We start from the raw sequence: 22633 nt of genomic DNA, 5'->3' as shown, positions 1-22633 counted from the left end.
GCATTCCAATGACAACACCATTTGAGCAACTCAAGCAACGCCTTGGCAACGAAGCGCGTACATGGCTGGTGACTGGAGTGGCGGGCTTCATCGGCAGCAATCTGCTGGAAGCCTTGCTGCAACTGAATCAGCGCGTGGTGGGGCTGGACAACTTCGCGACCGGTCACCAGCGCAACCTCGACGAGGTGCAGGGCGCAGTTTCCGATGCGCAATGGCGAAACTTTCAGTTCATCCGGGGCGATATCCGCAATCTGGACGACTGCCGACGCGCGATGCTGTTTCAGCAGCCGGACGCGCCCGATGGCGGCACGCAGGACTATCCTGTGGAGTACGTCTTGCACGAGGCGGCATTGGGCTCGGTGCCCCGCAGTCTGAACGATCCCATTACAACGAACGGCGTCAATATCGACGGGTTCCTCAACATGCTGGTCGCCGCGCGCGACGCCAAGGTCAGGAATTTCGTCTATGCCGCCAGCAGCAGCACGTATGGCGATCACCCTGGTCTGCCGAAGGTGGAAGACCGTATTGGCAAGCCGCTGAGCCCGTATGCAGTCACAAAATACGTGAACGAGCTGTACGCAGACGTCTTTGCGCGCTCGTATGGGTTCAACACCATTGGCCTGCGTTACTTCAACGTTTTTGGCAAGCGCCAGGATCCGGAAGGTGCATATGCCGCGGTAATTCCGAAATGGACGTCGGCGCTGATCAAGGGCGACGAGGTCTTCATCAACGGTGATGGAGAAACCAGCCGTGATTTTTGCTATGTGAAGAACGTGGTGCAGATCAATCTGCTGGCCGCGATGACCGAAAGTAGCGAGAGCCTGAACCAGGTTTATAACGTGGCAGTGGGCGACCGCACTACGCTCAACACGCTGTTTGACCTGCTGAAAGAGAACCTGCTGGAGCGTGGGGTGAGTGAGGGCGCGCGGCCCACCTATCGGGACTTCCGGGCTGGCGACGTTCGCCATAGCCAGGCCGATATTGGCAAGGCACAACAGCTGCTGGGCTATGCGCCCACTCACCGTTTGCGTGACGGTATCGCTGAAGCAATGCCCTGGTACGTGGCGTTCGTCTGACCACCGACCGGAGATTTGCTTTGAAGCGTGCTTTGTGGCTGATGGCCATCACGGCGTTGAACACTGGTGCTCTGTTTGCGTACCAGTGGTTCGTTGTCACGCGATTAGGCGCAGGACAAGGAACCGACGCGCTTTTTGCGGGGATGGTCATGCCGCAACTCGTGCTGAACGTCATCAGCGGCTCACTCGGTTATGTTCTGATACCGCTGCTGGCGGTTATCGACAAGAACGCCCGCTCGTCGGCCATCTGGACCTTTGCCGTGGCGTTGGCCCTTATATTTGGCGGCCTCGCGGCAGTGCTTTGGCTGCTGGCACCGTGGTGGGTACCGCTTTCGGTGCCGGGATTCGATGCCGCTGCTGTTCAGCAAACCGTGACGCTGACCCGAATCCAGTTGGTCGGGATGCTGTTTGCCGGGCTGGGCGCTCCGTTCAATGCGGCTTATCAGGCTGAGCACCGCTTCATCTATCCGGCATTCATGGTCCTGCTGTCGGGCCTGTTTGCGTTGGCGTTTGTCGTGATTTTCCTTGGGCAGGGCGGGGTGGAAATCGCCGCCTGGGGTCTCACGCTACGTGCCGTGGGGCAGTTTTTGCTTCAGATGCCTGCCGGCCTCCCGTTTGCGGCGCCGAACTTCAAGGACAAGCATTTTATTTCTGCACTGCGCAGGATAAAGCCGCTGATTGCCGGAACTATCTACTACAAGACTGACCAGCTGCTGGACAGATTTCTCGCGTCGATGACGCCGAGCGGCTCTTTGTCTTTGCTGCACCTTGCCCAGCAGATCTATGCCGCTGGCAATCTGGTACTGACCAACGCAATCGCGATGCCGTTGACGCCAAAGCTGGCAAAGCACGCAGAAAATGGCGAATGGGATTCCTTTCGGCATGAAGTAAAACGGGCGCTCCATATCCTAATGGCGCTTGGGCTGCTTGTACTCGTGCTGATTGCGTTTCCGGGTCGGTATTTGCTTGAGTTCGCTTTTGTATACGGAAATCTCACGGTCGAAGCCGTAGACAGGCTTTGGGAAATCATGCTCGCGCTGGGGATGGTCTGGCTCTCCGGGCTGAGCGGACAGGTGTTATCCAGTAGCTTCTATGCCATGTCGGATACCAAGACTCCGACAAGAATCGGCGTAATTGGATTCACACTTGGTATTGGACTCAAGGTAGTGGGCCTGATGCTGGGTGGCGTTATAGGCGTGGCGATAGGCTCTGGCGTGTATATGGTCTTCAATTCCGTGGCGATGTATGTTCTGCTGTTTCGCCAGCTTGATGGCGGCGCACGTATCTCACAAAAAGGATAACAATGAAGATTGCGGCGCTGACCAGCGGCTTGAACGTGCCTTCGGCAAGGTTTCGTGTGCGGCAGTACCTGCCGGCATTGCGCCAGGCGGGTATTGAAGTAACGGACTATTGCCCGGCAATCAGCCAGGGCGCCAGACTGCCCGGCAAATTGGGGCAGATCCGGGCGCGCTATTTTCCGCCGTTGCTGGTCGGGCAGGCACTGACGAATCTCGCATGTCGTGTCCCCGGTATTCTCGGCAGCTACCAGGCCGACGCAACCTGGCTTGAACGCAGCTTCGTGCCGGGTCTCGATTCGCTGGCGGGCCTGGTGAAAGCGCCCTTGGTACTCGATATTGACGATGCGATTTGGCTCTATAACCCGATGGGTAGTCGGGCAATTGGCCGGTTGATCGGCCGGGCCGACATGGTGCTGGCGGGCAATCAATACCTTGCCGACTGGTGCTCCGGTTTCTGCGACAATATTCGGATTGTGCCGACGGCAATCGATACCGATCGCTTTACGCCACGGAATCAGGTCAAGCCGGAAAACGCGCCGTTCGTGGTTGGCTGGACTGGTACTTCTGGTAATTTCAGATTCCTGGAGATGATCAAGCCGGCGCTTGTCTCGTTTTTCGAGGCGGAGCCGGATGCCCGCTTCCTGATCGTCGCCGATAGGAGACCGGAACTGACCGGGTTTCCGCAGGACCGCATCGATTATGTGCGCTGGAGTGCATCCCAGGAGCACCTGTTGGTCCAGGAGATGGACGTCGGCTTGATGCCGATCGATGACTCCGACCTGTCGCGCGGGAAATGTAGCTTCAAGATGCTGCAATACATGTCCGCCGGGCTTCCAGTAATTGCCTCACCGTTTGGAATGAACGGCGAAGTATTCGACATGGGGGATATCGGGTACGCGGTGAAGACGCATGATCAATGGGTGGAGGCACTTCATCAATCAAAACGGGATGCGGATGGGCGCAGGCGTCAGGGGGCGAAGGGTCGAAGCATCATTCTCGACAGGTTCTCGACGGAATGCGTGGCAGCTCGGATCAATGAGTCGTTTCGCTCACTACTTCGTGTAAATCGCGATGCGCAACGAGAGCCCGGCAGGTAGTGCCGTTACCACGCTGCGATAAAGGCGACGGACGGCGCGATAGCGCATGGGAAGCAGTCGCGCATGGCGCCGATGGTTGGCGAACAGAATTCGCGGGCGAATGGCCGTGGCCCTATGTCGGGTAGTGAGGATGCGGATGGCGTGACCAAGGTCAATTTGTGCCGGTGAGCGTCCCGGACGTCAGAATCGAGACAGGCCAGCGGTTGTTGGTCGATGAATGTATTTGTTATTGAAGGGGATAGCTGATGTGTGGAATTGCCGGGCTATTTGCAGATAGCAGCGTCGGCAGTGCTAGGGAGCATGTTGGCAAGATGTTGGAAGCCTTGCATCATCGCGGCCCAGACGGAAGTGGCATCTGGTCCGACGAGGAAAGCGGGGTGGTGCTGGGCCACCGACGCCTGGCGATCATCGACCTCTCTCCCGCCGGACATCAGCCAATGGCATCGGCCGGTGGCCGATATCATGTCGCCTACAACGGCGAGATCTACAACTTCGCCGCGCTGCGTGAGGAACTGGAAGCCTCAGGCAGCGCGCCGTCGTGGCGTGGGCATTCCGATACCGAGGTGCTGCTGGCCGCGGTCGAGGCCTGGGGTGTCGATGCGACGCTTCGACGTCTGGTCGGGATGTTCGCGATTGCCCTGTGGGACAGAACCAGTCGTACCCTGGTTCTCGCACGCGATCGGATGGGAGAGAAGCCGCTTTACTACGGCTTCGTCGGCACACAGTTTGTTTTTGCTTCCGAACAGAAGGCAATTCGCGCTGCTTTCGGTGACCATTTGCAGATAGACCGGGAAGCGTTGGCCGAATTCATGCGGTTCGGCTATATCCCGGCGCCCAGGTCGATCTACAGCGGCATTTCGAAGCTACCTGCCGGTCATTACCTGCGGCTGGCTCCCCATCGTAGCCGTGAACCGGAAATGCAGGCTTATTGGGAACTCGGCGGGGAAAGTCAGGACGCGCTGCGGACGCGGCTGGCAACAAGTAGCGATGAAATTCTAATCGACGAAGTTGACAGCTTGCTGCAGGACGCGGTGCGACTGCAGATGGTCTCCGATGTCCCGCTTGGTGCTTTTCTGTCAGGCGGGGTCGATTCCAGTACGGTGGTGGCGCTGATGCAGGCGCAGAGTTCGCGCCCTGTGCGGACGTTCACGATCGGATTTGCCGAAGAAGGCTTTGATGAGGCGCCCTATGCGAGGGAAGTTGCCCGGCATCTGGGAACGGATCATACCGAACTCTATGTGACCGCCGCGGATGCCGAGGCCGTTATACCGGTGCTGCCTCAAGTCTACGACGAACCGTTTGCAGATTCGTCGCAGATCCCGACTGTGCTGGTTTCGCGACTGACGCGCGAGCATGTTACGGTTTCATTGTCGGGTGACGGCGGCGACGAACTGTTTTCAGGGTATCCAAGATATCCCATCACGGAAGCCCTGTGGCATCGCGTCGGCCGGTATCCGCATGCGATGCGCCGTCCTGCAGCGGCGGTACTTTCCAGCGCGTCTGCGCGGAATTGGGATCGTGTTCTGCAAGTGATGCCTGGTGGCATCCGGCAACATGTCAATGGACGTCGAATTCATCGTGCGGCCCAATTGATGACTGCGTCCAGCGTGGCCGAGATGTATGTCCGCCTGATGTCGCAGTGGCAGCCCGAAGATAGTGTTGTATTGGGTAGCCGCATGCCTGAATGCTTCGCGCCAAAGTGGAAGGCCGAGGACGATGCGGTCTTCGCGATGCGACGCTGGGACGTGAATCAATATCTGCCTGATGACCTGTTGGTCAAGGTCGACCGTGCAAGTATGAGTGCAAGTCTGGAAACCCGCGCGCCGATGCTCGACCATCGGCTCGTGGAGTTGGCTTTCGCTCTGCCTCGCCGCGTGCTGCTGCGTGATGGCGTCGGGAAATGGGTGCTTCGTCGCGTGTTGGATCGATACGTGCCACGTAGCTTGATCGATCGCCCCAAGGCAGGATTTTCCATTCCGCTTGCCCAATGGCTACGGGGTCCGTTGCGCGGTTGGGCGGAGTCGTTGCTCGATCCTTCCTTGCTCGGGCAGGCGGGTCTCCTCGACGTGCGCAAGGTCAGGGATATGTGGCAGCAGCATGTGGACGGGCATTTCGACAGAAGCCTTTTCCTGTGGAACGTGTTGATGTTCCAGGCATGGCTCGTCGCGCAAGGAAAAACGAAATGAAGATCGTTATTAACGCACTGTCGGCGCGTTTGGGCGGTGGCCAGACTTACCTGAGAAATCTCCTCGCATATCTTCCGGACGGCGCGGATCTTGAGATCGTGGTATTTGCTCCGGCATATCTGGCGCTGCCCGATGACCGCAGGATCCGTCGCGGCGAAACCAGATGGCCGACCGAGAACCCGCTGCTGCGGACGTTCTGGGAGAAGTTGCTGTTGCCCGGCGTCCTGCGTCGGGAAAAGGCGGACGTCCTGTTTTGTCCGGGCGGCGTTGTGGCGACACGCGCGCCCCGGAACTGCAAGGTTGTGACGATGTTCCGCAACATGATTCCGTTCGACAGCGAAGTGCTTGCGCGCATGCCGCCTGGACTGCAGAAACTGCGAAACATGATCTTGCGACGGGTAATGCTGCGAAGCATGGGCGAGGCGGATTTGACCATTTTCATCTCGGACTACGCGCGCAAGATTATCGAGAACCTTGTGGCAGTACCACATGCCGTCACGATTCCTCACGGCATCAACGAAGCCTTCCGCACCTACGACAAGGTGCTTGAGCGGCCGCAGTGGCTACCGCAAGGGGAGTATCTCCTTTATGTCTCGAAGTTCGATGTCTACAAGCATCAGCGTGAAGTGGCGCTCGCCTACGCGTCGCTTCCCGCAGAACTGCGTGCGCGGTACAAGCTCGTGCTTGTTGGGGAAGCTGACGAGCGTCTGACGAGCGATGTCATGCAGCTGATCAAGGACAAGAAGCTGGATGATGAGGTCATTCTTGCTGGTCCGCGTGCCTATGAAGATCTGCCCGCCGCATACCGCAATGCTGCTGTGAACCTGTTTGCGTCGTCGTGCGAGAACTGCCCTAATATCCTGCTCGAAGCACTGGGCGCCGGTAGGCCAGTGCTTTCGTCGAATATCCCGCCAATGCCGGAATTCGGCGCCGATGCCGCGGGTTACTTTCGGCCTACGAGTCCGGAAAGCATACGGGAAGCCATGGAGCAGGTTCTGTCCAGCGAAAGCTACCGAAGCGATCTCGCGTCCGCTTCGGCGCGGCGAAGTGACGATTACAGCTGGCGATTGACTTCGCGGCGGACCTGGCAAAGCATTGGCGCATTGGTTTGACCGTCCTGCGTCCCGAACTGGCATTGGCTGCTGTTCGGTGGGCATGGTAACCGTCAAAGTGCGTCCTTGATATTAAGGATCGTGGGACCGAGGGATTGGTATCCCCGATGAAGTTGCGTTCAGGAGTTTGATTTGATGACGAACAGACCTATGCGGGTCCTGGTATTGGGAGCCTCGGGCATGCTGGGCAACGCAGTGCTGCGAGAGTTTGCCCAGAGCCCGGGCTTCGAGGCATTTGGCTCGGTTCGCTCGGCAGCAGCACGAAGCCTTTTGCCGAGTGAGCTGTGGCCGAATATTGTCGTTGGTGTGGATGTGGAGAATTCCGACAGCCTGGCAAAGCTGTTTGGAACAGTACGCCCGGATATCGTCATCAACTGTGTGGGCCTGGTCAAGCAGGTGGCCGAGGTCGAAGATGCATTGTCTGCGATTCCGATCAATAGTCTGCTGCCGCACCGGCTGGCGCGCCTGTGCGAGATTGCGGGTGCGCGTCTGGTTCACATGAGCACCGACTGCGTATTCGCCGGTGTGAAGGGCCTCTACAGGGAGGATGATCCATCGGACGCGAAAGACCTGTACGGACGTAGCAAATACCTTGGCGAAGTGGACTATGCACATGCCATTACGCTGCGCACATCGATAATCGGTCATGAACTCGACGGCGCACGCAGTCTTGTCGGATGGTTTCTCGCACAGAGCGGAGCCGTGAAAGGTTTCCGCCGTGCTATCTTCTCCGGTTTGCCTACCGTAGAAATTGCACGCCTTATTCGCGATCGCGTAATTCCACACCCCGAGTTGCATGGCGTGTATCACGTGTCTGCAGACCCCATAAACAAGTTCGACCTGCTGACTCTCGTGGGACAGGTTTATGGTAAAGCCATCGAGATCGAGCCTGACGACGGGCTCGTGATCGATCGTTCGCTCGATTCCACTCGTTTTCAGCTGGCCACCGGCTATCGGCCGAAGCCATGGCCGGAACTTGTGCGGGCCATGCATGAATTTCGTTGAAGATTAGCTGCTGGATACCCGAATATGTTCAAGAACAAGGTCTTGTTGATTACCGGTGGAACCGGTTCGTTTGGTAACGCTGTACTGCGCCGCTTCCTGGATTCGGATTTGCGTGAGATCCGCATTTTCAGCCGGGATGAGAAAAAGCAGGACGATATGCGCAAGCGTTACAACCACCCCAAGCTCAAGTTTTATATTGGGGACGTGCGCGATGCCAACGGTGTGGCATCGGCCATGCGCGGCGTTGACTTCGTATTCCATGCCGCAGCGCTGAAGCAGGTGCCGTCCTGTGAGTTTTACCCGATGGAAGCGGTTCGGACCAATGTCCTTGGCACGGAGAATGTGCTGGAGGCTGCCATTCGTGCCGGCGTCAAGCGCGTGGTGTGCCTGAGTACTGACAAGGCCGTCTACCCGATCAATGCCATGGGTATCAGCAAGGCGCTGATGGAAAAGGTGATGGTGGCCGCGAGCCGAAACCTCGACGGCACGGGCACCGTCATTTGCGGGACCCGGTATGGCAATGTCATGGCATCTCGCGGTTCTGTCATTCCGCTGTTCGTGGACCAGGTCCTGGCGGGCAGGGAAATCACTGTGACAGACCCCACCATGACCCGCTTCATGATGACGTTGGCGGATGCGGTGGATCTGGTTCTCTACGCGTTCGAGCATGGCAACAATGGGGATATCTTCGTGCAGAAGGCCCCGGCTGCCACGGTCGAGGTGCTCACTCGCGCGATTCTCGATCTGATGGGCAAACCGGAACATCCGGTCCGGGTCATCGGCACGCGGCACGGTGAGAAGCTCTACGAGGCGCTGCTCAGCCGCGAAGAAATTGCGTGCGCAGAGGACATGGGCGACTACTTCCGGGTGCCGCCCGACGGTCGCGACCTGAACTACAGCAAGTTTTTCGAAGAGGGCGAAGCGCGTCTGACCCAGAGTGCGCATGGCGAGGACTACAACTCGCACAACACGACGCGCCTCGACCTGGACGGCATGAAGAAACTTCTGCTCAAACTGGAATTCATGCAACGCATAGCGCGTGGCGAACACGCCATTGCGGAGGAGTGACAGCATGAAGAAGCTCAAGGTCATGACGGTAGTTGGTACGCGTCCGGAGATTATCCGGCTCTCACGCGTCATGGCGAAACTGGACCAGTATTGCGACCACGTTGTCGTCCACACTGGCCAGAACTACGACTATGAACTGAACCAGATCTTTTTCGAAGACCTGGGTATTCGCAAGCCGGACCACTTTCTGAATGCCGCTGGCGGAAGTGCTGCCGAGACGATCGGCAGAGTCATTATTGCTGTCGATGGGGTGCTGGAAACGGAGCGTCCGGACGCTCTGCTGGTACTGGGCGATACCAACAGCTGCATGGCCGTGCTTCCTGCAAAGCGCCGCAAGGTGCCGATTTTCCATATGGAAGCCGGCAATCGTTGCTTTGACATGCGCGTGCCGGAGGAAATCAATCGTCGAATTGTCGACCATACGGCGGACGTCAATCTGACCTACAGCTCAATTGCGCGTGAGTGCCTGTTGCGCGAGGGCCTGCCAACGGATCTCGTGATCAAGACTGGCAGTCCGATGACTGAAGTGCTGGCGCATTATCGGCCCCGCATCGAAGCGTCCGACGTCCTGGACCGCCTTGGCTTGACGGCCGGTCGCTTCTTTGTAGTCAGTGCGCACCGCGAAGAGAATGTCGACTCGGAAACGAACTTTCGCAAGCTCGTGCAACTCCTGAATGCCGTGGCACAGACGTATGAAATGCCCGTCATTGTGTCGACTCACCCGCGTACGCAAAAGCGGGTCGATGCCATTGGCGCGACGTTTGATCCCCGTGTTCAACTGCTCAAGCCGCTGGGATTCACTGACTATAACCGGCTGCAGTTGTCGGCCAAGGCGGTACTTTCGGACAGCGGAACGATCAGCGAAGAATCATCGATCCTGAATTTCCCGGCGTTGAATCTGCGCGAGGCGCAAGAGCGGCACGAGGCAATGGAGGAGGGCTCGGTGATGCTGGTGGGCCAGGACATCGACCGGGTAATGCAGGGGCTCGCTATCCTGGATGATCAGTCGCGCGGTTCGGACCGCACGCTGCGGCAGGTCGCGGACTACGGCATGCCGAACGTGTCCGATAAGGTACTTCGTATCATCCACAGCTACACCGATTACGTGAACCGCGTAGTGTGGAAGAAATACTGAGCAATTGATTTATGCGATTGCTTATCGTCACCCAATATTTCTGGCCGGAGAATTTCCGCATCAATGACCTGGTAGCCGAACTGGTTCGTCGCGGCCATCAGGTCACGGTCCTGACAGGCTTGCCCAATTACCCGGACGGAGACATTTTCCCCCAGTATCGGGAGGATTCCGCCCGCTTTTCGCGCTACGAGGGAGCAGACATCGTCCGAGTGCCGATGATGCCGCGCAAGTCAGGCAGCTTCCGTCTGATGCTGAACTATTTGACGTTCGCGCTCAGTGCGTCGACCGTCGGCCTATGGAAGTTGCGTGGCAGAAAGTTCGATGCCGTGTTTGCCTATGAGCCGTCTCCAATTACGGTTGGCATTCCGGCTGCTTTCATGCGCGCCGCCAAGCGAGCTCCCATGGCGTTCTGGGTGCAGGATCTGTGGCCAGAAACGCTTGAGGCAATCGGCGTCGTCCGTTCGCCGGCGGTATTGCGCATGGTTGGCAAACTGGTGGGCTGGATCTACGCACGTAGCGACCTGATTCTCGCTCAATCGCACAGTTTTATTCCGCAGATACGCAAGTACGCGCCGCCCGAGGCAAGGGTGGAGTATTTCCCGGGATGGGCTGAATCGCTTTTTGACATGCGGCATGTGACGGCCGCCAGCGAGGTGCCTGAAAAACCAGGCAGCTTTAATGTCATGTTCGCGGGCAATATTGGCGTGGCACAGGATTTTCCCGCGATTCTGGCTGCTGCCAAGGCACTGAAGGACGAATCGCACATCAGGTGGCTGATCGTTGGCGATGGACGGATGGCTGGATGGGTTGCCGATGAAATCAAGCGACATCAGCTTGAGGACCGCGTGTTGATGCTGGGGCGCCATCCGCTTGAGAGGATGCCTTCATTTTTCAAGCACGCGCAGGCGTTGCTTGTCAGCCTGAAGGACGAGCCCATATTTTCGATGACCATCCCAAGCAAGCTGCAGTCGTATCTGGCGGCAGGCATCCCCGTGGTCGCGATGTTGAACGGGGAAGGTTCGGCGGTGGTGCAGTCATCCGGCGCAGGCCTGGCCTGTCCGGCTGGCGATCATGAAGGGCTGGCAAGGGCAGTACTGGAGTTGTCGCGGATGTCGCCCGAGGAGCGCGAGGCCATGGGTTCCCGTGGACTGGGCGTCAGTGCGCGCGAGTTCGATCGGGACACCCTCATCGGCCGGCTCGAGGCATGGTTCGAGCAACTGCGTCCCGCGCAGGGCGTGTCTGCCGAATCCGGGGAGTCAACATGATTCTGGTCACGGGCGCGACAGGTTTTGTCGGCAGGGCGCTGGTAAGCAGGCTGGTTCGGGAAGGTATGTCGACGCGCGCATCGACGCGTCGAACTGATGTGAATTTTCCCAAGGGCGTTGAACTGGCGCAGGTCGGTGATCTGTCCGGGGACACCGACTGGCGGGAAGCCCTGCGCGGTGTGGACGTGGTTGTGCATGCAGCGGCGCGGGTCCATGTAATGGACGAAACTGCTGGCGATCCGCTGGCCGAATTCCGACGCGTTAATGTCGCTGGGACGTTAAATCTTGCCCGACAGGCTGCAGAGGCTGGCGTTCGGCGTTTCGTTTTCGTCAGCTCGATCAAGGTGAACGGGGAACGCACGTTGGCTGCACGCCCGTTCTGCGCGGACGACGTGCCGGCGCCGGAGGACCCTTACGGTCTTTCCAAGCTCGAGGCGGAGCAGCAGTTGAGCGAGTTGTCGCGACAGACCCGTATGGAAGTGGTCATTGTTCGTCCGCCACTCATTTATGGACCCGGCGTGAAGGCCAACTTTGCTTCGATGCTGCACTGGCTCAGGCGTGGCGTGCCATTGCCGCTCGGGGCTATTCACAATGTCCGGAGTCTGGTGGCACTGGAGAATCTTGTGGACTTGCTGGCAACGTGCATTGTGCATCCCGCTGCCGCAGGACAGATCTTTCTCGTCTCGGATGGCGAAGATGTATCGACCACGGAACTGTTGGTGCGCGCGGCCCGCGCAATGGGCCGGCAGGCGCGACTGATTCCAGTTCCAGCCCCGTGGCTGGAGGGCGCCGCTGCTGCACTGGGCAAGCGCCATGTGGCCCAACGGCTCTGTGGCTCATTGCAGGTGGACATAGCCAAGACCCGCAGCATCTTGGGCTGGACGCCGCCACTGACGTTGGATGAAGGACTGAGGAAGGCCATGGAGGATCCGAGGCTGTGAAGCGATTGTTTGATTTGTTTCTGGCGCTTCTTGCCGCCGCTGTGCTGGCAATACCGGTGCTCGTCATCGCGTTGTTGGTGCGTCTGACTTCTGCTGGGCCGGCCCTGTATTGGTCTGACCGGGTTGGGCGAAACAACAAGATTTTCAAGATGCCCAAGTTCCGGAGCATGCGTGTGGGCACGCCGGCCGTGGCGACTCACCTGCTGGCGGATCCGCGTTCGCATCTCACACCTATTGGATCATTTCTGCGCAAGAGCAGTCTGGATGAACTCCCGCAATTGTGGAGTATCTTGACGGGGCACATGAGTTTCGTAGGACCGAGACCTGCACTTTTCAATCAGGACGACCTGATTGCATTGCGGACTGAATCCGGCGTGCACAAGCTGGTTCCCGGACTGACCGGTTGGGCGCAAGTGAATGGTCGGGACGAGCTGCCCATCCCCGAGAAGGTCAACCTCGACGTCGAATATATGCAGCGTCAGTCGCTATGGTTGGACATCCGCATTCTGTGGATGACTTTTGTGAAGGTTCTGCATCGCGATGGAGTATCACACTAATGAAGCGATTGCTGATCGTAGGTGCCGGAGGGCACGGCCGTTCTGTTGCGGAGGCTGCCAGGCTGGACGGCAAATTCACGCTGGCGGGCTTCGTAGACGATGCAGCGCCCGGTGCGGAGAACAGGCCTGGTTGGCCACCCGTGCTCGGACCGACGAATGACCTGGCGGCATACCGAGCCCAGGCGGACGTGGCCATCGTCGCCATTGGCAACAATGGCGCACGCGAGGCGTTGTGCAAGCGGCTGGGCCACGCGGGGTTCGAACTGGTGACGATTGTCCACCCGCGTGCCTTCGTCTCGCCATCCGCTATGATTGGAACTGGCAGTGCGATCATGGCCGGAGCAATCGTAGGTACTGAGGCTGTGCTGGGGCTCGGTACCATAGTCAACAGCGGCGCAGTGGTCGACCACCATTGCCAGGTTGAAGATTTTGGACACTTGGGCGTGAACGCAGCCATGGCAGGTGGGGCGGTCTTGGGCCACGGGGCGTGGATGCAAGCGGGATCCGTTCTGGGATACGGCGTAAGAATTCCGGCGCGAGAAGTGCTGCAGCCGGGCCAGGCCATGCGCGTGAACTGACAGATTGAAGACCCCAATAATGCGATTCCATAAATCAGCGGCGCCACTACTGGCACTGCCACGCCCTGCCAAGCGCCTGCTCGTCATGATGCTGGACCTGATGCTGGCGCTGATCTCTGTTTGGGTTGCGTATTACCTGCGCATTGATCAGGTTGGATTGCCTCAGCAGCAGCAAGGCTATGTTTACTTGCTGGCTCCAGTGCTTGCGTTTCCGATATTTGCTCGTTTTGGTCTGTATCGCGCCATATTCAGGTATACGGGGATGGCGGCCCTGGCCAGTACGGCGAAAGCGGTGGGTATTTACGGTGCGCTGTTCTTTGCTGCGCTGGTCGCTTTCAAATGGGATGGCGTGCCGCGAAGCGTCGGGCTGATCCAGCCGATGCTGTTCCTGCTGCTCGTTGGTGCAAGTCGGGCCATGGCGCGTTTCTGGCTGGCCGGCGGGACCGCCAAGATATACCAGGCCAGAAGACGTCTGCTGATCTACGGCGCGGGAGAAGCCGGCGTGCAGACTGCGCTTGCGCTTGGCGCCGCACGGGAGTTCGCATTGCTGGGTTTTGTCGACGACGACAAATCCAAGGTGGGCCGTACCATCAATGGCCTAGACGTCATGTGTCCGGAGGATGTCCCCGACGCAGTGGAGCGGATGGGTGTTACCGACATCCTGCTTGCCGTCCCTTCGCTGGGCCGGGCTCGTCGCAATACGATCATCGCTGGGCTGCGCGAGTTGCCCGTTCACGTGCGCACGCTTCCTGGCATGGTCGATCTTGCATCGGGCAAGGTGACCGTGCGGGATTTCCAGGAATTGGATATCGAGGATTTGCTTGGCCGCGGTCCTGTGCCGCCCGACGAAACGTTGCTGGCACGCAATCTCCTGGACAAGACCGTGCTGGTAACGGGTGCAGGTGGCAGCATCGGAAGCGAGCTATGCCGGCAAATCCTGCAGGAAAGGCCGACCCGGCTTCTTTTGGTCGACCACAACGAATTCGGCCTCTACAGCATCCATCACGAGCTTGAGGGGCAGCGCCTCAAGCACGGACTTGCCGTGGAAATCGTGCCATTGCTTGCAAGTGTGGCGAACCTCGAACGCATGCGCGAAATATGCCGGCAGTATCGACCTGCGACGGTTTATCACGCAGCGGCGTACAAGCACGTGCCACTGGTTGAGTTCAATCCGGCTGAGGGCGTGCTCAACAACGTGTTCGGCACGCTGAATGTGGCGCGCGCAGCGATGGAACATCAGGTTCACTGCTTTGTGCTGGTGTCGACTGACAAGGCGGTTCGCCCTACCAATGTAATGGGCGCATCCAAGCGGATGGCGGAATTGGTGCTCCAGGCATTCGCAGCGAGCAAATCCGTGAGTATTGGTCTCCTTGACGGTCAGGCGGACGAGCCGGTGCAAAACGGTACCGTCTTCGCTATGGTGCGATTCGGGAATGTGCTTGGCAGCAGTGGAAGCGTGGTGCCCTTGTTCCGTCGACAGTTGTCCGAGGGCGGCCCCCTGACGGTGACACATGCCGAGGTGACGCGCTACTTCATGACGATTCCGGAAGCAGCACAACTTGTGCTGCAGGCGGGCGCAATGGCCAAGGGCGGGGAAGTGTTCGTTCTTGACATGGGGCAACCGGTCAAGATCATGGACCTCGCCAGGCGCATGATCCAGCTCTCAGGTCTGGCAGTGCGGGACGAACGCACGCCCGAAGGCGATATCGACATCCGGGTAACGGGGCTGCGACCAGGCGAAAAGCTCTATGAGGAACTGCTGATTGGCGACAATCCGGAAACGACTGCCCACGAACGCATCATGATGGCGCGGGAGGATCATGTCGAATGGTCGGACTTTGGCCCTGTCCTGAAGCAAATGCGCCTGGCGGCAGAACGCAGTGACGAGGCCATGATCAAGGAGATTCTTCGGCGCTACGTCCATGGGTATGGTTCGCAGCCAAATGAGGGCGCGACGGCCGTCGCGCTGGCGTAAGACGATTCTTGTGGCCGGAAGCCGTTGAGAACAAGCGGCTTCCGGCGCTGCCGGGAATCTGAAATCAGGCGTTGATTAACCGGCGTATCGGCTGCGCCTCGAGGTGGCCATTATCACTGTCAGCAATCCCAGCACCATACCAATTGCGGCGCCGGCGGCGAAGTACGTAAATCTGCCTGGAGTGCTGGGACGCTCCGGAACATAAACTGCGCCGACAATCCTGGTGGGATAACTACGCGACGGATCCAGCGATTCCTGCAGTTCGGTGGCTTGCTGCCGCAATTGAGTTATTTGCGCATTCGAGAGTACGGCCATATTGGTCAGAAGAATATCCCGGGTATTGCTTGTGGAATCATTCTTCTTTTGCGGGCCTTGCTGCAGCCATGTAAGGCTTTTTGCGTAATCCGTTTCGGCGGCCTTCAATTGACCTGTAGTGGAGATCAACTCGCTATTCAATCTGGCGACGGCGGGCTCGAAGATTTTCTGGTGATCGAGAGAAAGTGCTCCAAAAGATGCTTTCAGCGCATCTCCGGCGGCCTTTGGCGAAAATCCGGAAACCTGCAGATTAATAATGTCAGGGCTCTTGCCCATTGCCGCGCGAAGCGTATTGAAGACCAGGCGTGCGTCCTTGCTTTGGCCACTCTCGGGTGCAGGCAACCCGAGGTTGCGCAGTATGCCCAGCCGATAGGACGGGAGATTGAAGCGATCAACTGCTGTCAGGGGGTTTTCCAGCGTCCGTTGAGATACGGGCTCTCCCGCTTTGCCAGGCTTGGTGATTTGTCCGACCTGCACGGCCAATACCGCGGTCCATCGTGGAGACGAGATCTGGTACGCCCCCAGCCCAACCAGTGCCCCGGCGATGCCCGCCGCAACAACTATGCCAATCGGTTTCGAGTAGCGGTGAGCGGAATTTCTTGGGACATGTGGATCTTCAGATCGCATTGTTTGTTTGTTGGCTTGTCGAACTTGGGTCATTGTACCTTGGCTCCTGCGAGCGCAAGCCAGGCTAACAGTAAATTTCAAATTACAATCTACAAGGCTGTACCTGGCACTCGGACGATCCGAAAAAATCGGGAGCTTTCCGGCGTAGCGTGGAACAAGCTGAAAATGCCTCAGAAAAGCCTGAGGTGCAGTGATGTCGGGCAGTCCGACAGCGGTGCCTAAGCGAGCAGGCTATGGTTTTGCCCGTGCAACAACGCAAGCCATTGTGACATGACGACACCGACATCACGTTTGCTCGCATCGTCACGGGCATTGGAAGCGAGCGCGTCGCCCAGATTCTTATCCCGGATTAGTCGGGACAATGCCATTGCAAGGGCCTGAGAATCGTCTGTAGGTACCTGAAGCCCATTGACGCCATCGCAGATTATTTCCTTTGGGCCTGCTTCGCAGTCTGTGGAGACGATGGGTAACCCGAATGCCATTGCCTCGAGCAGGACAAGGCCAAATCCTTCGTATCGTGAGCTGAGGCAGAATATGGAAGCCTCCTGATAATAGGTGGCAATTTTTGCCTGCGCCCCCGGCATTTCCACATGACGCCCGAGTCCGGTCCTGTTCACCTGGTCTTCGAGACCGGAGCGTTCCTCTCCTTCGCCGACGATGACCAGCCGCCAGTCGGGTTGTCCGGCCACGACCTGCTTCCACGCGTCTAGGAGCACATCGAAACCCTTGGCAGGAACGAGTCGTCCTACCGCAAGCACTGTCCGGCTACGCCGCACGGCGGGTGCTTCGGGGAAAGGAAACGGCAGCGGATTGCCAATCGCTTCCACGCGGCTGCGAGGTCCCAATGCTTGCAGCCAGCGCTGCCTGTCGCGCTCGGTCAGGACGACAATTGCGGCACAGGTTCGAGCCGAAATCCTGCGTGCGAGGCGACGCAGGGGGTTGCCCAGATCCTCGTCAAAATGACAATGCTCCCACGCAATCCGCCGCACTTTCAGGCCTGCGGTAGCCGGCAGCGTGAACAGCGTCAGCATTGTGTCGACCTCGATCAGCACATCGACCTTGTGCTGGCGAACGAACCGGCGGATGCCTGCTACCGTGGCAAGGTATTGGCGTTTGAACGATGGCCGCGTCTCGAACAGAGCGTCGTGCACAACATCCGCGTGCAGCGGAAACACGCTGGCGCGATCCCACAGGCTCAGTATCCGCACGCGATAGCCGCGTTCCGCGAGCGCATTGGCGATGACGGCCGTCATGCGTTCGGCGCCGGCAAAGGCGTTCAGCGTGCCGGTCAGGAAGCAGACGGTGGGCAGCTTGCTCATGCCGATGCCATTTGCCGCGCGGGCCGGTGCCGCCACCAGAGCACGGCGCCAACCATCACGGCGACGGCGTTGCCCAGCGCATAGCCGGCGATTGCGCCCCAACTGCCGAGGCGGGGGATCATCACGAGGTCCCACACCAGGATCGTGGCCAGGACCAGCGCCCACTTGATGGCCACCCAGCGCGGCTTGCGCAGGTGGGCGGCCAGCAGGGTCAGCGCGACGTCGGCGAACACCAGCGCGGAAATGATCGCCGCCATACGCAGCAGCCCGACCGTGGCCGCGAACGCATGGCCATACAGCAGCGCCACGATCCACGGTGCGCACGCGGCAATGGCCAGACCACCGGCAAGCCCCAGTGCTGCCAGGCCCAGCGCAATGCGGCCGATGCTGGCGTGCGCATCGTCAAAGCGCTGGCGCGCGTAGACATAGCTCGGTGCGATGCCGGCCGCGAGGATCGTCGCCACCATCGTGAAATTGTCCAGGATCTGCATGCACGCGGCGTAGGCGCCGAACTCGGCGGCCGGCACGGCGGGCTGCAGGATCAGCTGGTCGATGCGGCGTGCCCCCATCATCAGGATGAAGCTGATCCAGAACAGTGTGCCGGCGCCCAGCAGTTCACGGGCCAGCGCTGGCTGCCATCGGGCAACGCCCGTGGCGCGTTGGCGGAAGTAGAAGGCGGCGAGCAGGGCAGCAAGCACGACGGCTTCCACCGTGAACGCGACCGCATATGCGGCCACGTCCGTGACATGCGCTGCGAACAGTGCGCCGACCAGCGACGCCTTGATCGCCAGGGCGGCCAGGCTGAACAGCGTGCCGGGTCGGTTGTTGGTATGGGCCTGCATCCAGGCTGTCACCACGCCCACCGGTTCGCGCAACAGAATGGCGATGCCGAGCACTAGCGCAGCGTGCCAGATGTCGGCCAGAGGCGTGGTGATGCCAAGATACGCGCACATCAGCAGATATCCGAGGAAACCACCCGCCAGGCGCAGTGCAAAGGCTTGCCAGAGCAGTTGATGCTCCGCAGCTGGCGTGGGAGCTGCAACCAGCCGGGGTACCACGACTTCTGCGCTACACACCAGCGCGAACGAAGCCGCGATCAGCACGATCGACTGGGCATACTGGAAATGCGCAAAGCCCTCGGGCCCCAGCGCGCGTGCCAGCATCGCCACTACGCCGATGCCTACGCCCACCTGCAGGCCGCGTTCTGCCAGCATCCAGAGCAGATTGCCTGCTACGCGTCGCCGCATCAGGCTGCCTCCGGATGCGGCATGACGGCCGTGCCGGGCAGGCTCGCGTAGAGGGCGAGCCAGCGCTGTGCCACGGCGTCGATCGAGAACTTTGCAAGTGCGCGTTCGCGCCGGGTGGCTTGCATGGCGGGCGTTCCGCGGCCAGGCCGCAGGGTATCGCCAAGGGCGGCAGCCAGTGCCTCGACATTGCCGCGCGGCACGATGGTGCCGAGGTCGCCGACCACTTCCGCCACGCCAGGCGCATCGGTCGAGACAACCGGGCAGCCGCATGCCAGCGCTTCCACCAGCACCATTGGCAGGCCTTCGACGTTTGACGACAGCGCAAAGGCGTCGGCGGCGTTCAGTAGTGCGGGGATGTCGTTGCGCTGCCCGAGCAGCGTCACGCGGGACCCGATACCCAGGGACGCCACGAGGTCAGCCAGAGACTGGCGCAGCGCACCGTTGCCGGCAATCAGCAAGTGGGCGGAAATGGCCGGTTCGGCGCGGGCAAAGGCGCGGATCAGTGTCTCCTGCGCCTTCTCCGGCACCAGCCGGCCAACGTTGAGCAGCAACCGGGTGTCGGCGCCAACGCCAAGCTGGGCGCGGGTTGCCAGGCGCGCGTCCGGGTCAGGCCGGAAGCGGTCGGTGTCGATGCCATTGGGCATCACGATAATGCGCGAAGCCGGCACGCCGCCTGCGGCGATCATCCCGTCGCGGCCATCATTGCTGACATGCGTGGTAATTGCCGCCCAGCTATCGGTCACCCGGTAGGCCGCCATGCGCAGCCGTCCGCCTTCGCGGAAGCTATGTCCCGTGCAGACCAGCGGCGGACACTTCACGATGCGCGTGAGGGCCCGGGCAAACAGATTGGCATGGACCATATGCGCGTGGATGGCGTCAGGCTGCCAGTTGCGGACCAGTGCCCGCGCCTGTCCAAGCGCCCGCAGCATGCCGGCCGGAGTCTTGCGCATATTGAGTTCGACCACGTGCGCGCCCGGCGGGATGTCGATCTCGCACCCCGGCGACAGGCTCAGGATGGCAACGGCATGGCCCATTGCCAGGAAGGCACGGGCCAGCGCCACCACCTGGTGCTCGGCACCGCCGACCTTGAGTCCGGTCGTGACAAGCATGATGCGCATCGGCGAGCGCCCCGCAGGCGCGGTCGATGTCATCAACGCGCTCCGTACCCTGTCAGCAGCGTGCGTATGGTCTTCACCGCGATCAACAGGTCCAGCGCGAACGAGCAGTGCTTGACGTAGTACAGGTCGTAGCTGAGCTTGGTCACCGTTTCGGCATGGGTGCCGACATATCCCTGCTGCACCTGCGCCCAGCCCGACAGGCCCGGGCGCACCAGGTGCCGGTACGGGTAGTACGCGATGGTGTCCGAGAATTCATCGACCATCGGCACCTGCTCCGGGCGCGGCCCGATAAAGCTCATCTCGCCAACCAGCACGTTCCACAGCTGAGGAATCTCGTCGAGCCGGTACTTGCGGATGATGCGGCCCACGCGGGTCACGCGCGGATCCTGGCGCAGCGCAAACTGTGCCGGCGCCTGCTTGTCCGCGCCCATGCTGCGGAACTTCAGCATCGTGAACGGCTTGCCGAACAGGCCCACGCGGCGTTGGCGGAACAGCGCGCCACCCGGGGTTTCCATACTGACCGCCAGCGCCACGGCCAGGCCGATGGGGATGGCCAGCGGGGCGAGCGCGATCACCGCGACGATGTCGGTCAGGCGCTTGATGTAGTCGAACAGGTAGTGGTCGGCGTAGTCGTCGAAGAAGTTCTCGTCGATATGGTCCAGGCCCACGCGTCCTGTCAGCATCTCGCCGATCCGCTCCACGGAGTACATGCGCAGGTGGCCAAGCCGGTATTGCGTCAGCAGCCGCGTGCGCGCCGGATCGGCGGTCAGGCCGCGTTCCACCAGGATGCCGTCGCAATGCACGGCTTCCTCGGGCGAGCCAATCTGCTCGAAGCGCGTGGTGGCGGGCGGGTTGGCACCGGGCATCGAGATGATGCGGTTGAGGTGCTGCAGGGTTTCGGGGTCCATGTAGCCGAACACCGGCACGTACTTCTGCACGTAGCGGCGATAGCCGAGCCACGTCCAGGCCAGCGTGGTGATGTAGCCCACCAGCACGGCGCCGCGCGAGTACTCGATATGGAACCCCGCATAGACGATCAGCAGTAGCGCGAACGGCAGGGTGGCTGCCACGCCGACAATGCTGGCGCCTTCCATGGCCGGCAGATGCAGCGCGCGGTGCACCAGCAGGAACGCCGCCAGGTAGGGCAGCATCGACCACAGCAGCGTGCGCGGGAAGATGTGGGTCACAAAGCCTGCCTGGTGAGCGGCTTCAGACAATGCGGCGTTGATGCCGAACAGCACCAGGCCGACGGCGGCCCAGGCAATCATGCGGCTGGCCCGCCGGATCGTCTCCGACCGGGCCGGCGTGCCCGAACCATTGCGCCGCAGGGAGCCGGTGTGCAGGGTATTCATGATGCTTGAGCGCGTGCGTCGGCCTGGCGGCTGCCGGCCAGCACCTGTTGATAGACCGCCCAGGTGGCACGGACCATGGGCTCCAGGCCGTACGCCTGCTCCCAGCGCAGGCGGCCGGCCGCGCCTGCCGCAGCGCGCCCCGGCGCGTCGGCGGCGGCCTTGCGCAGTGCGTCGGCAAAGGCACGCGGGTCGTTGCCCGGCAACAGCACGCCGCAGCACCCGTCGCCAAGCTGTTCGCGAATGCCCGGCAAATCGCTGGCGATCACCGGCAGCCCGGCGCGCATGGCTTCGAGAATGGAAATGGGCAATCCCTCGTGGTCGGAGGCCAGCAGGAACAACTGCGCACTGGCCAGCAGGGCGGGAACGTCGCCGATGCTGCCGGCAAAACGCACGCGTCCGGGGGCCAGTTGACCGGCCAGTCGTTCCAGGCTGGCGCGCTGCGGTCCGTCGCCGGCGATGACCAGTTCGCAGTCGGGCAACTGCGCAGCCGCAAACGCCTCGATCAGGACGTCGGGACGCTTCGGGGGCGCCAGCCGCATGACGGTGACCACGCGCCGCATGGCGTCGGCCGGATTGGCGCGAGGCGCCACGTCGGCGATGCCATTTGGAATCACGCTGATATTGCCGCCGCGGATCGGCAGGCTGCGCGCCATCGCCCGCTCGGCCTCCGCCACGCAGATGACGTGGCTGGTCAGGGGTGCAAGCAGCCATTCGACCATCCGCGCGATGGTGCGCCGCTTCCACGGCGCCGCCGGCTTGTACGCAAAGCCATGGACCGTATAGACCACCGGTATGCCAAGCAGCTTGCCGGCGATGCGGCCCAGCGCGCTTGCCTTGGCGCTGTGCGTATGAAGGATGTCGGGCGCCGCCTCGCGCAATGCGTGCATCAGTTCGCGCAATGCCCCGACGGCCTTGAATGGCGACAGGGCATTGTTCATCGTGGCCAGCCGGATGGCAGGAATGCCCAGGTCGCGGGCCAGGTCGAACAGCGGCCCGTCACCGCCGGCCAGCAACGTCACGTCGGCCTGCCCGCGCAGGGCGCGCAGCAGGTCGGCAACGTGGCTCTGGGCGCCGCCGGTCTCGGAATTGGTGATGAGACAGGCGATGCGAGGCCGTTCAGTCGACGTGATCAAGGACAATGGCGGAGGTCTCGAACAGGGGATGGCACGCGCAGCAATGCGGCGGACACCCGTCGGCCGCCTCTGATTGGATCGGTTGTCGGAAAAAACGTGCGCGGGCAGACCGATGGCAGTCAAAAAGCGCCGAAAAATTCCCCTGAAGGGGCGGCTGATGGCGATTATAGCGCCTGCGCCACGCGCAATCCGGCACAATACGGCTTTTTGGCGCCCTGCCCGCGCCCCT

Annotated in this window: 19 protein-coding genes; 13 read left to right on the top strand and 6 right to left on the bottom strand. The window is 60.7% G+C overall.

Annotated features, from left to right (window positions below):
- Positions 1–8 precede the first annotated feature (8 nt).
- From ACOABP_RS05150 to ACOABP_RS05090, 13 genes are all read left to right on the top strand, one after another.
- Entirely contained in the window at positions 9–1076 is a 1068-nt protein-coding gene (locus tag ACOABP_RS05150) for an NAD-dependent epimerase/dehydratase family protein (RefSeq protein WP_474227249.1), read from the top strand.
- 20 nt (positions 1077–1096) lie between these two features.
- A complete protein-coding gene (locus ACOABP_RS05145) occupies positions 1097–2377 on the top strand; it encodes a lipid II flippase MurJ (protein ID WP_474227248.1) in 1281 nt (426 codons plus the stop codon).
- A gap of 2 nt (positions 2378–2379) precedes the next feature.
- Complete coding sequence (locus tag ACOABP_RS05140; RefSeq protein WP_474227247.1) at positions 2380–3471, top strand: glycosyltransferase family 4 protein; 1092 nt, start codon at positions 2380–2382, stop codon at positions 3469–3471.
- 245 nt (positions 3472–3716) lie between these two features.
- Positions 3717–5657, top strand: a complete 1941-nt coding sequence (asnB, locus tag ACOABP_RS05135; RefSeq protein WP_474227246.1) for an asparagine synthase (glutamine-hydrolyzing) — start codon at positions 3717–3719, stop codon at positions 5655–5657.
- On the top strand, positions 5654–6769 hold the full coding sequence (locus ACOABP_RS05130; RefSeq protein ID WP_474227245.1) for a glycosyltransferase family 4 protein: 1116 nt from the start codon (positions 5654–5656) through the stop codon (positions 6767–6769). Before asnB ends, ACOABP_RS05130 begins: the two co-directional genes overlap by 4 nt.
- 180 nt (positions 6770–6949) lie before the next feature.
- On the top strand, positions 6950–7774 hold the full coding sequence (locus ACOABP_RS05125; RefSeq protein WP_474227244.1) for a dTDP-4-dehydrorhamnose reductase family protein: 825 nt from the start codon (positions 6950–6952) through the stop codon (positions 7772–7774).
- 24 nt (positions 7775–7798) lie between these two features.
- Complete coding sequence (locus tag ACOABP_RS05120; protein ID WP_474227243.1) at positions 7799–8842, top strand: polysaccharide biosynthesis protein; 1044 nt, start codon at positions 7799–7801, stop codon at positions 8840–8842.
- 4 nt (positions 8843–8846) lie between these two features.
- Positions 8847–9977, top strand: a complete 1131-nt coding sequence (gene wecB / locus ACOABP_RS05115) for a non-hydrolyzing UDP-N-acetylglucosamine 2-epimerase (RefSeq protein ID WP_474227242.1) — start codon at positions 8847–8849, stop codon at positions 9975–9977.
- 11 nt (positions 9978–9988) lie between these two features.
- Positions 9989–11242, top strand: coding sequence for a glycosyltransferase family 4 protein (locus ACOABP_RS05110; protein WP_474227241.1), 1254 nt, complete (start codon positions 9989–9991; stop codon positions 11240–11242).
- Positions 11239–12183 (top strand): UDP-glucose 4-epimerase family protein, encoded by a 945-nt coding sequence (locus ACOABP_RS05105; protein ID WP_474227240.1) that lies wholly within the window; start codon positions 11239–11241, stop codon positions 12181–12183. Before ACOABP_RS05110 ends, ACOABP_RS05105 begins: the two co-directional genes overlap by 4 nt.
- Complete coding sequence (locus ACOABP_RS05100) at positions 12180–12740, top strand: sugar transferase (protein ID WP_474227239.1); 561 nt, start codon at positions 12180–12182, stop codon at positions 12738–12740. The genes ACOABP_RS05105 and ACOABP_RS05100 overlap by 4 nt, the downstream gene beginning before the upstream one ends.
- Entirely contained in the window at positions 12740–13318 is a 579-nt protein-coding gene (locus ACOABP_RS05095; RefSeq protein WP_474227238.1) for a NeuD/PglB/VioB family sugar acetyltransferase, read from the top strand. Before ACOABP_RS05100 ends, ACOABP_RS05095 begins: the two co-directional genes overlap by 1 nt.
- 85 nt (positions 13319–13403) lie before the next feature.
- A complete protein-coding gene (locus tag ACOABP_RS05090) occupies positions 13404–15293 on the top strand; it encodes a polysaccharide biosynthesis protein (RefSeq protein ID WP_474227237.1) in 1890 nt (629 codons plus the stop codon).
- A 75-nt stretch (positions 15294–15368) separates the two neighbouring features.
- Here ACOABP_RS05090 and ACOABP_RS05085 read toward each other — a convergent pair whose 3' ends face one another.
- The 6 genes from ACOABP_RS05085 to ACOABP_RS05060 form a co-directional block, all read right to left on the bottom strand.
- A complete protein-coding gene (locus tag ACOABP_RS05085) occupies positions 15369–16268 on the bottom strand; it encodes a hypothetical protein (protein WP_474227236.1) in 900 nt (299 codons plus the stop codon).
- Between the two features lie 185 nt (positions 16269–16453).
- Positions 16454–17554 (bottom strand): glycosyltransferase family 4 protein, encoded by a 1101-nt coding sequence (locus ACOABP_RS05080; protein ID WP_474227235.1) that lies wholly within the window; start codon positions 17552–17554, stop codon positions 16454–16456.
- The gene (locus ACOABP_RS05075; RefSeq protein WP_474227234.1) at positions 17551–18801 is read right to left on the bottom strand and encodes a lipopolysaccharide biosynthesis protein; all 1251 of its coding nucleotides are present in this window, start codon (positions 18799–18801) and stop codon (positions 17551–17553) included. The genes ACOABP_RS05080 and ACOABP_RS05075 overlap by 4 nt, the downstream gene beginning before the upstream one ends.
- Positions 18801–19952: a glycosyltransferase gene (locus ACOABP_RS05070; RefSeq protein ID WP_474227233.1), complete on the bottom strand. Its 1152-nt coding sequence runs from the start codon at positions 19950–19952 to the stop codon at positions 18801–18803. The genes ACOABP_RS05075 and ACOABP_RS05070 overlap by 1 nt, the downstream gene beginning before the upstream one ends.
- Positions 19952–21271: an exopolysaccharide biosynthesis polyprenyl glycosylphosphotransferase gene (locus ACOABP_RS05065; protein WP_474227232.1), complete on the bottom strand. Its 1320-nt coding sequence runs from the start codon at positions 21269–21271 to the stop codon at positions 19952–19954. The genes ACOABP_RS05070 and ACOABP_RS05065 overlap by 1 nt, the downstream gene beginning before the upstream one ends.
- Positions 21268–22404, bottom strand: coding sequence for a glycosyltransferase family 4 protein (locus ACOABP_RS05060; RefSeq protein WP_474227231.1), 1137 nt, complete (start codon positions 22402–22404; stop codon positions 21268–21270). Before ACOABP_RS05060 ends, ACOABP_RS05065 begins: the two co-directional genes overlap by 4 nt.
- Between the last annotated feature and the right edge of the window lie 229 nt (positions 22405–22633).

Source organism: Cupriavidus sp. HE11 (assembly GCF_056097175.1).
The sequence above is the reverse complement of the archived record's forward strand: the minus strand, read 5'-3'. Positions and strand labels throughout refer to the sequence as shown.

What these genes read in the sequence shown, in the direction of transcription:
- ACOABP_RS05130 (WP_474227245.1), top strand. Translation starts at nt 5,654, where the DNA reads ATGAAGATCGTTATTAACGCACTGTCGGCGCGTTTGGGCGGTGGCCAG.
- ACOABP_RS05065 (WP_474227232.1), bottom strand. Translation starts at nt 21,271, where the DNA reads ATGAATACCCTGCACACCGGCTCCCTGCGGCGCAATGGTTCGGGCACG.
- ACOABP_RS05120 (WP_474227243.1), top strand. Translation starts at nt 7,799, where the DNA reads ATGTTCAAGAACAAGGTCTTGTTGATTACCGGTGGAACCGGTTCGTTT.
- ACOABP_RS05090 (WP_474227237.1), top strand. Translation starts at nt 13,404, where the DNA reads ATGATGCTGGACCTGATGCTGGCGCTGATCTCTGTTTGGGTTGCGTAT.
- ACOABP_RS05085 (WP_474227236.1), bottom strand. Translation starts at nt 16,268, where the DNA reads ATGACCCAAGTTCGACAAGCCAACAAACAAACAATGCGATCTGAAGAT.
- ACOABP_RS05080 (WP_474227235.1), bottom strand. Translation starts at nt 17,554, where the DNA reads ATGAGCAAGCTGCCCACCGTCTGCTTCCTGACCGGCACGCTGAACGCC.
- ACOABP_RS05105 (WP_474227240.1), top strand. Translation starts at nt 11,239, where the DNA reads ATGATTCTGGTCACGGGCGCGACAGGTTTTGTCGGCAGGGCGCTGGTA.
- wecB (WP_474227242.1), top strand. Translation starts at nt 8,847, where the DNA reads ATGAAGAAGCTCAAGGTCATGACGGTAGTTGGTACGCGTCCGGAGATT.
- ACOABP_RS05125 (WP_474227244.1), top strand. Translation starts at nt 6,950, where the DNA reads ATGCTGGGCAACGCAGTGCTGCGAGAGTTTGCCCAGAGCCCGGGCTTC.
- ACOABP_RS05075 (WP_474227234.1), bottom strand. Translation starts at nt 18,801, where the DNA reads ATGCGGCGACGCGTAGCAGGCAATCTGCTCTGGATGCTGGCAGAACGC.
- ACOABP_RS05095 (WP_474227238.1), top strand. Translation starts at nt 12,740, where the DNA reads ATGAAGCGATTGCTGATCGTAGGTGCCGGAGGGCACGGCCGTTCTGTT.
- ACOABP_RS05150 (WP_474227249.1), top strand. Translation starts at nt 9, where the DNA reads ATGACAACACCATTTGAGCAACTCAAGCAACGCCTTGGCAACGAAGCG.
- asnB (WP_474227246.1), top strand. Translation starts at nt 3,717, where the DNA reads ATGTGTGGAATTGCCGGGCTATTTGCAGATAGCAGCGTCGGCAGTGCT.
- ACOABP_RS05070 (WP_474227233.1), bottom strand. Translation starts at nt 19,952, where the DNA reads ATGACATCGACCGCGCCTGCGGGGCGCTCGCCGATGCGCATCATGCTT.
- ACOABP_RS05110 (WP_474227241.1), top strand. Translation starts at nt 9,989, where the DNA reads ATGCGATTGCTTATCGTCACCCAATATTTCTGGCCGGAGAATTTCCGC.
- ACOABP_RS05140 (WP_474227247.1), top strand. Translation starts at nt 2,380, where the DNA reads ATGAAGATTGCGGCGCTGACCAGCGGCTTGAACGTGCCTTCGGCAAGG.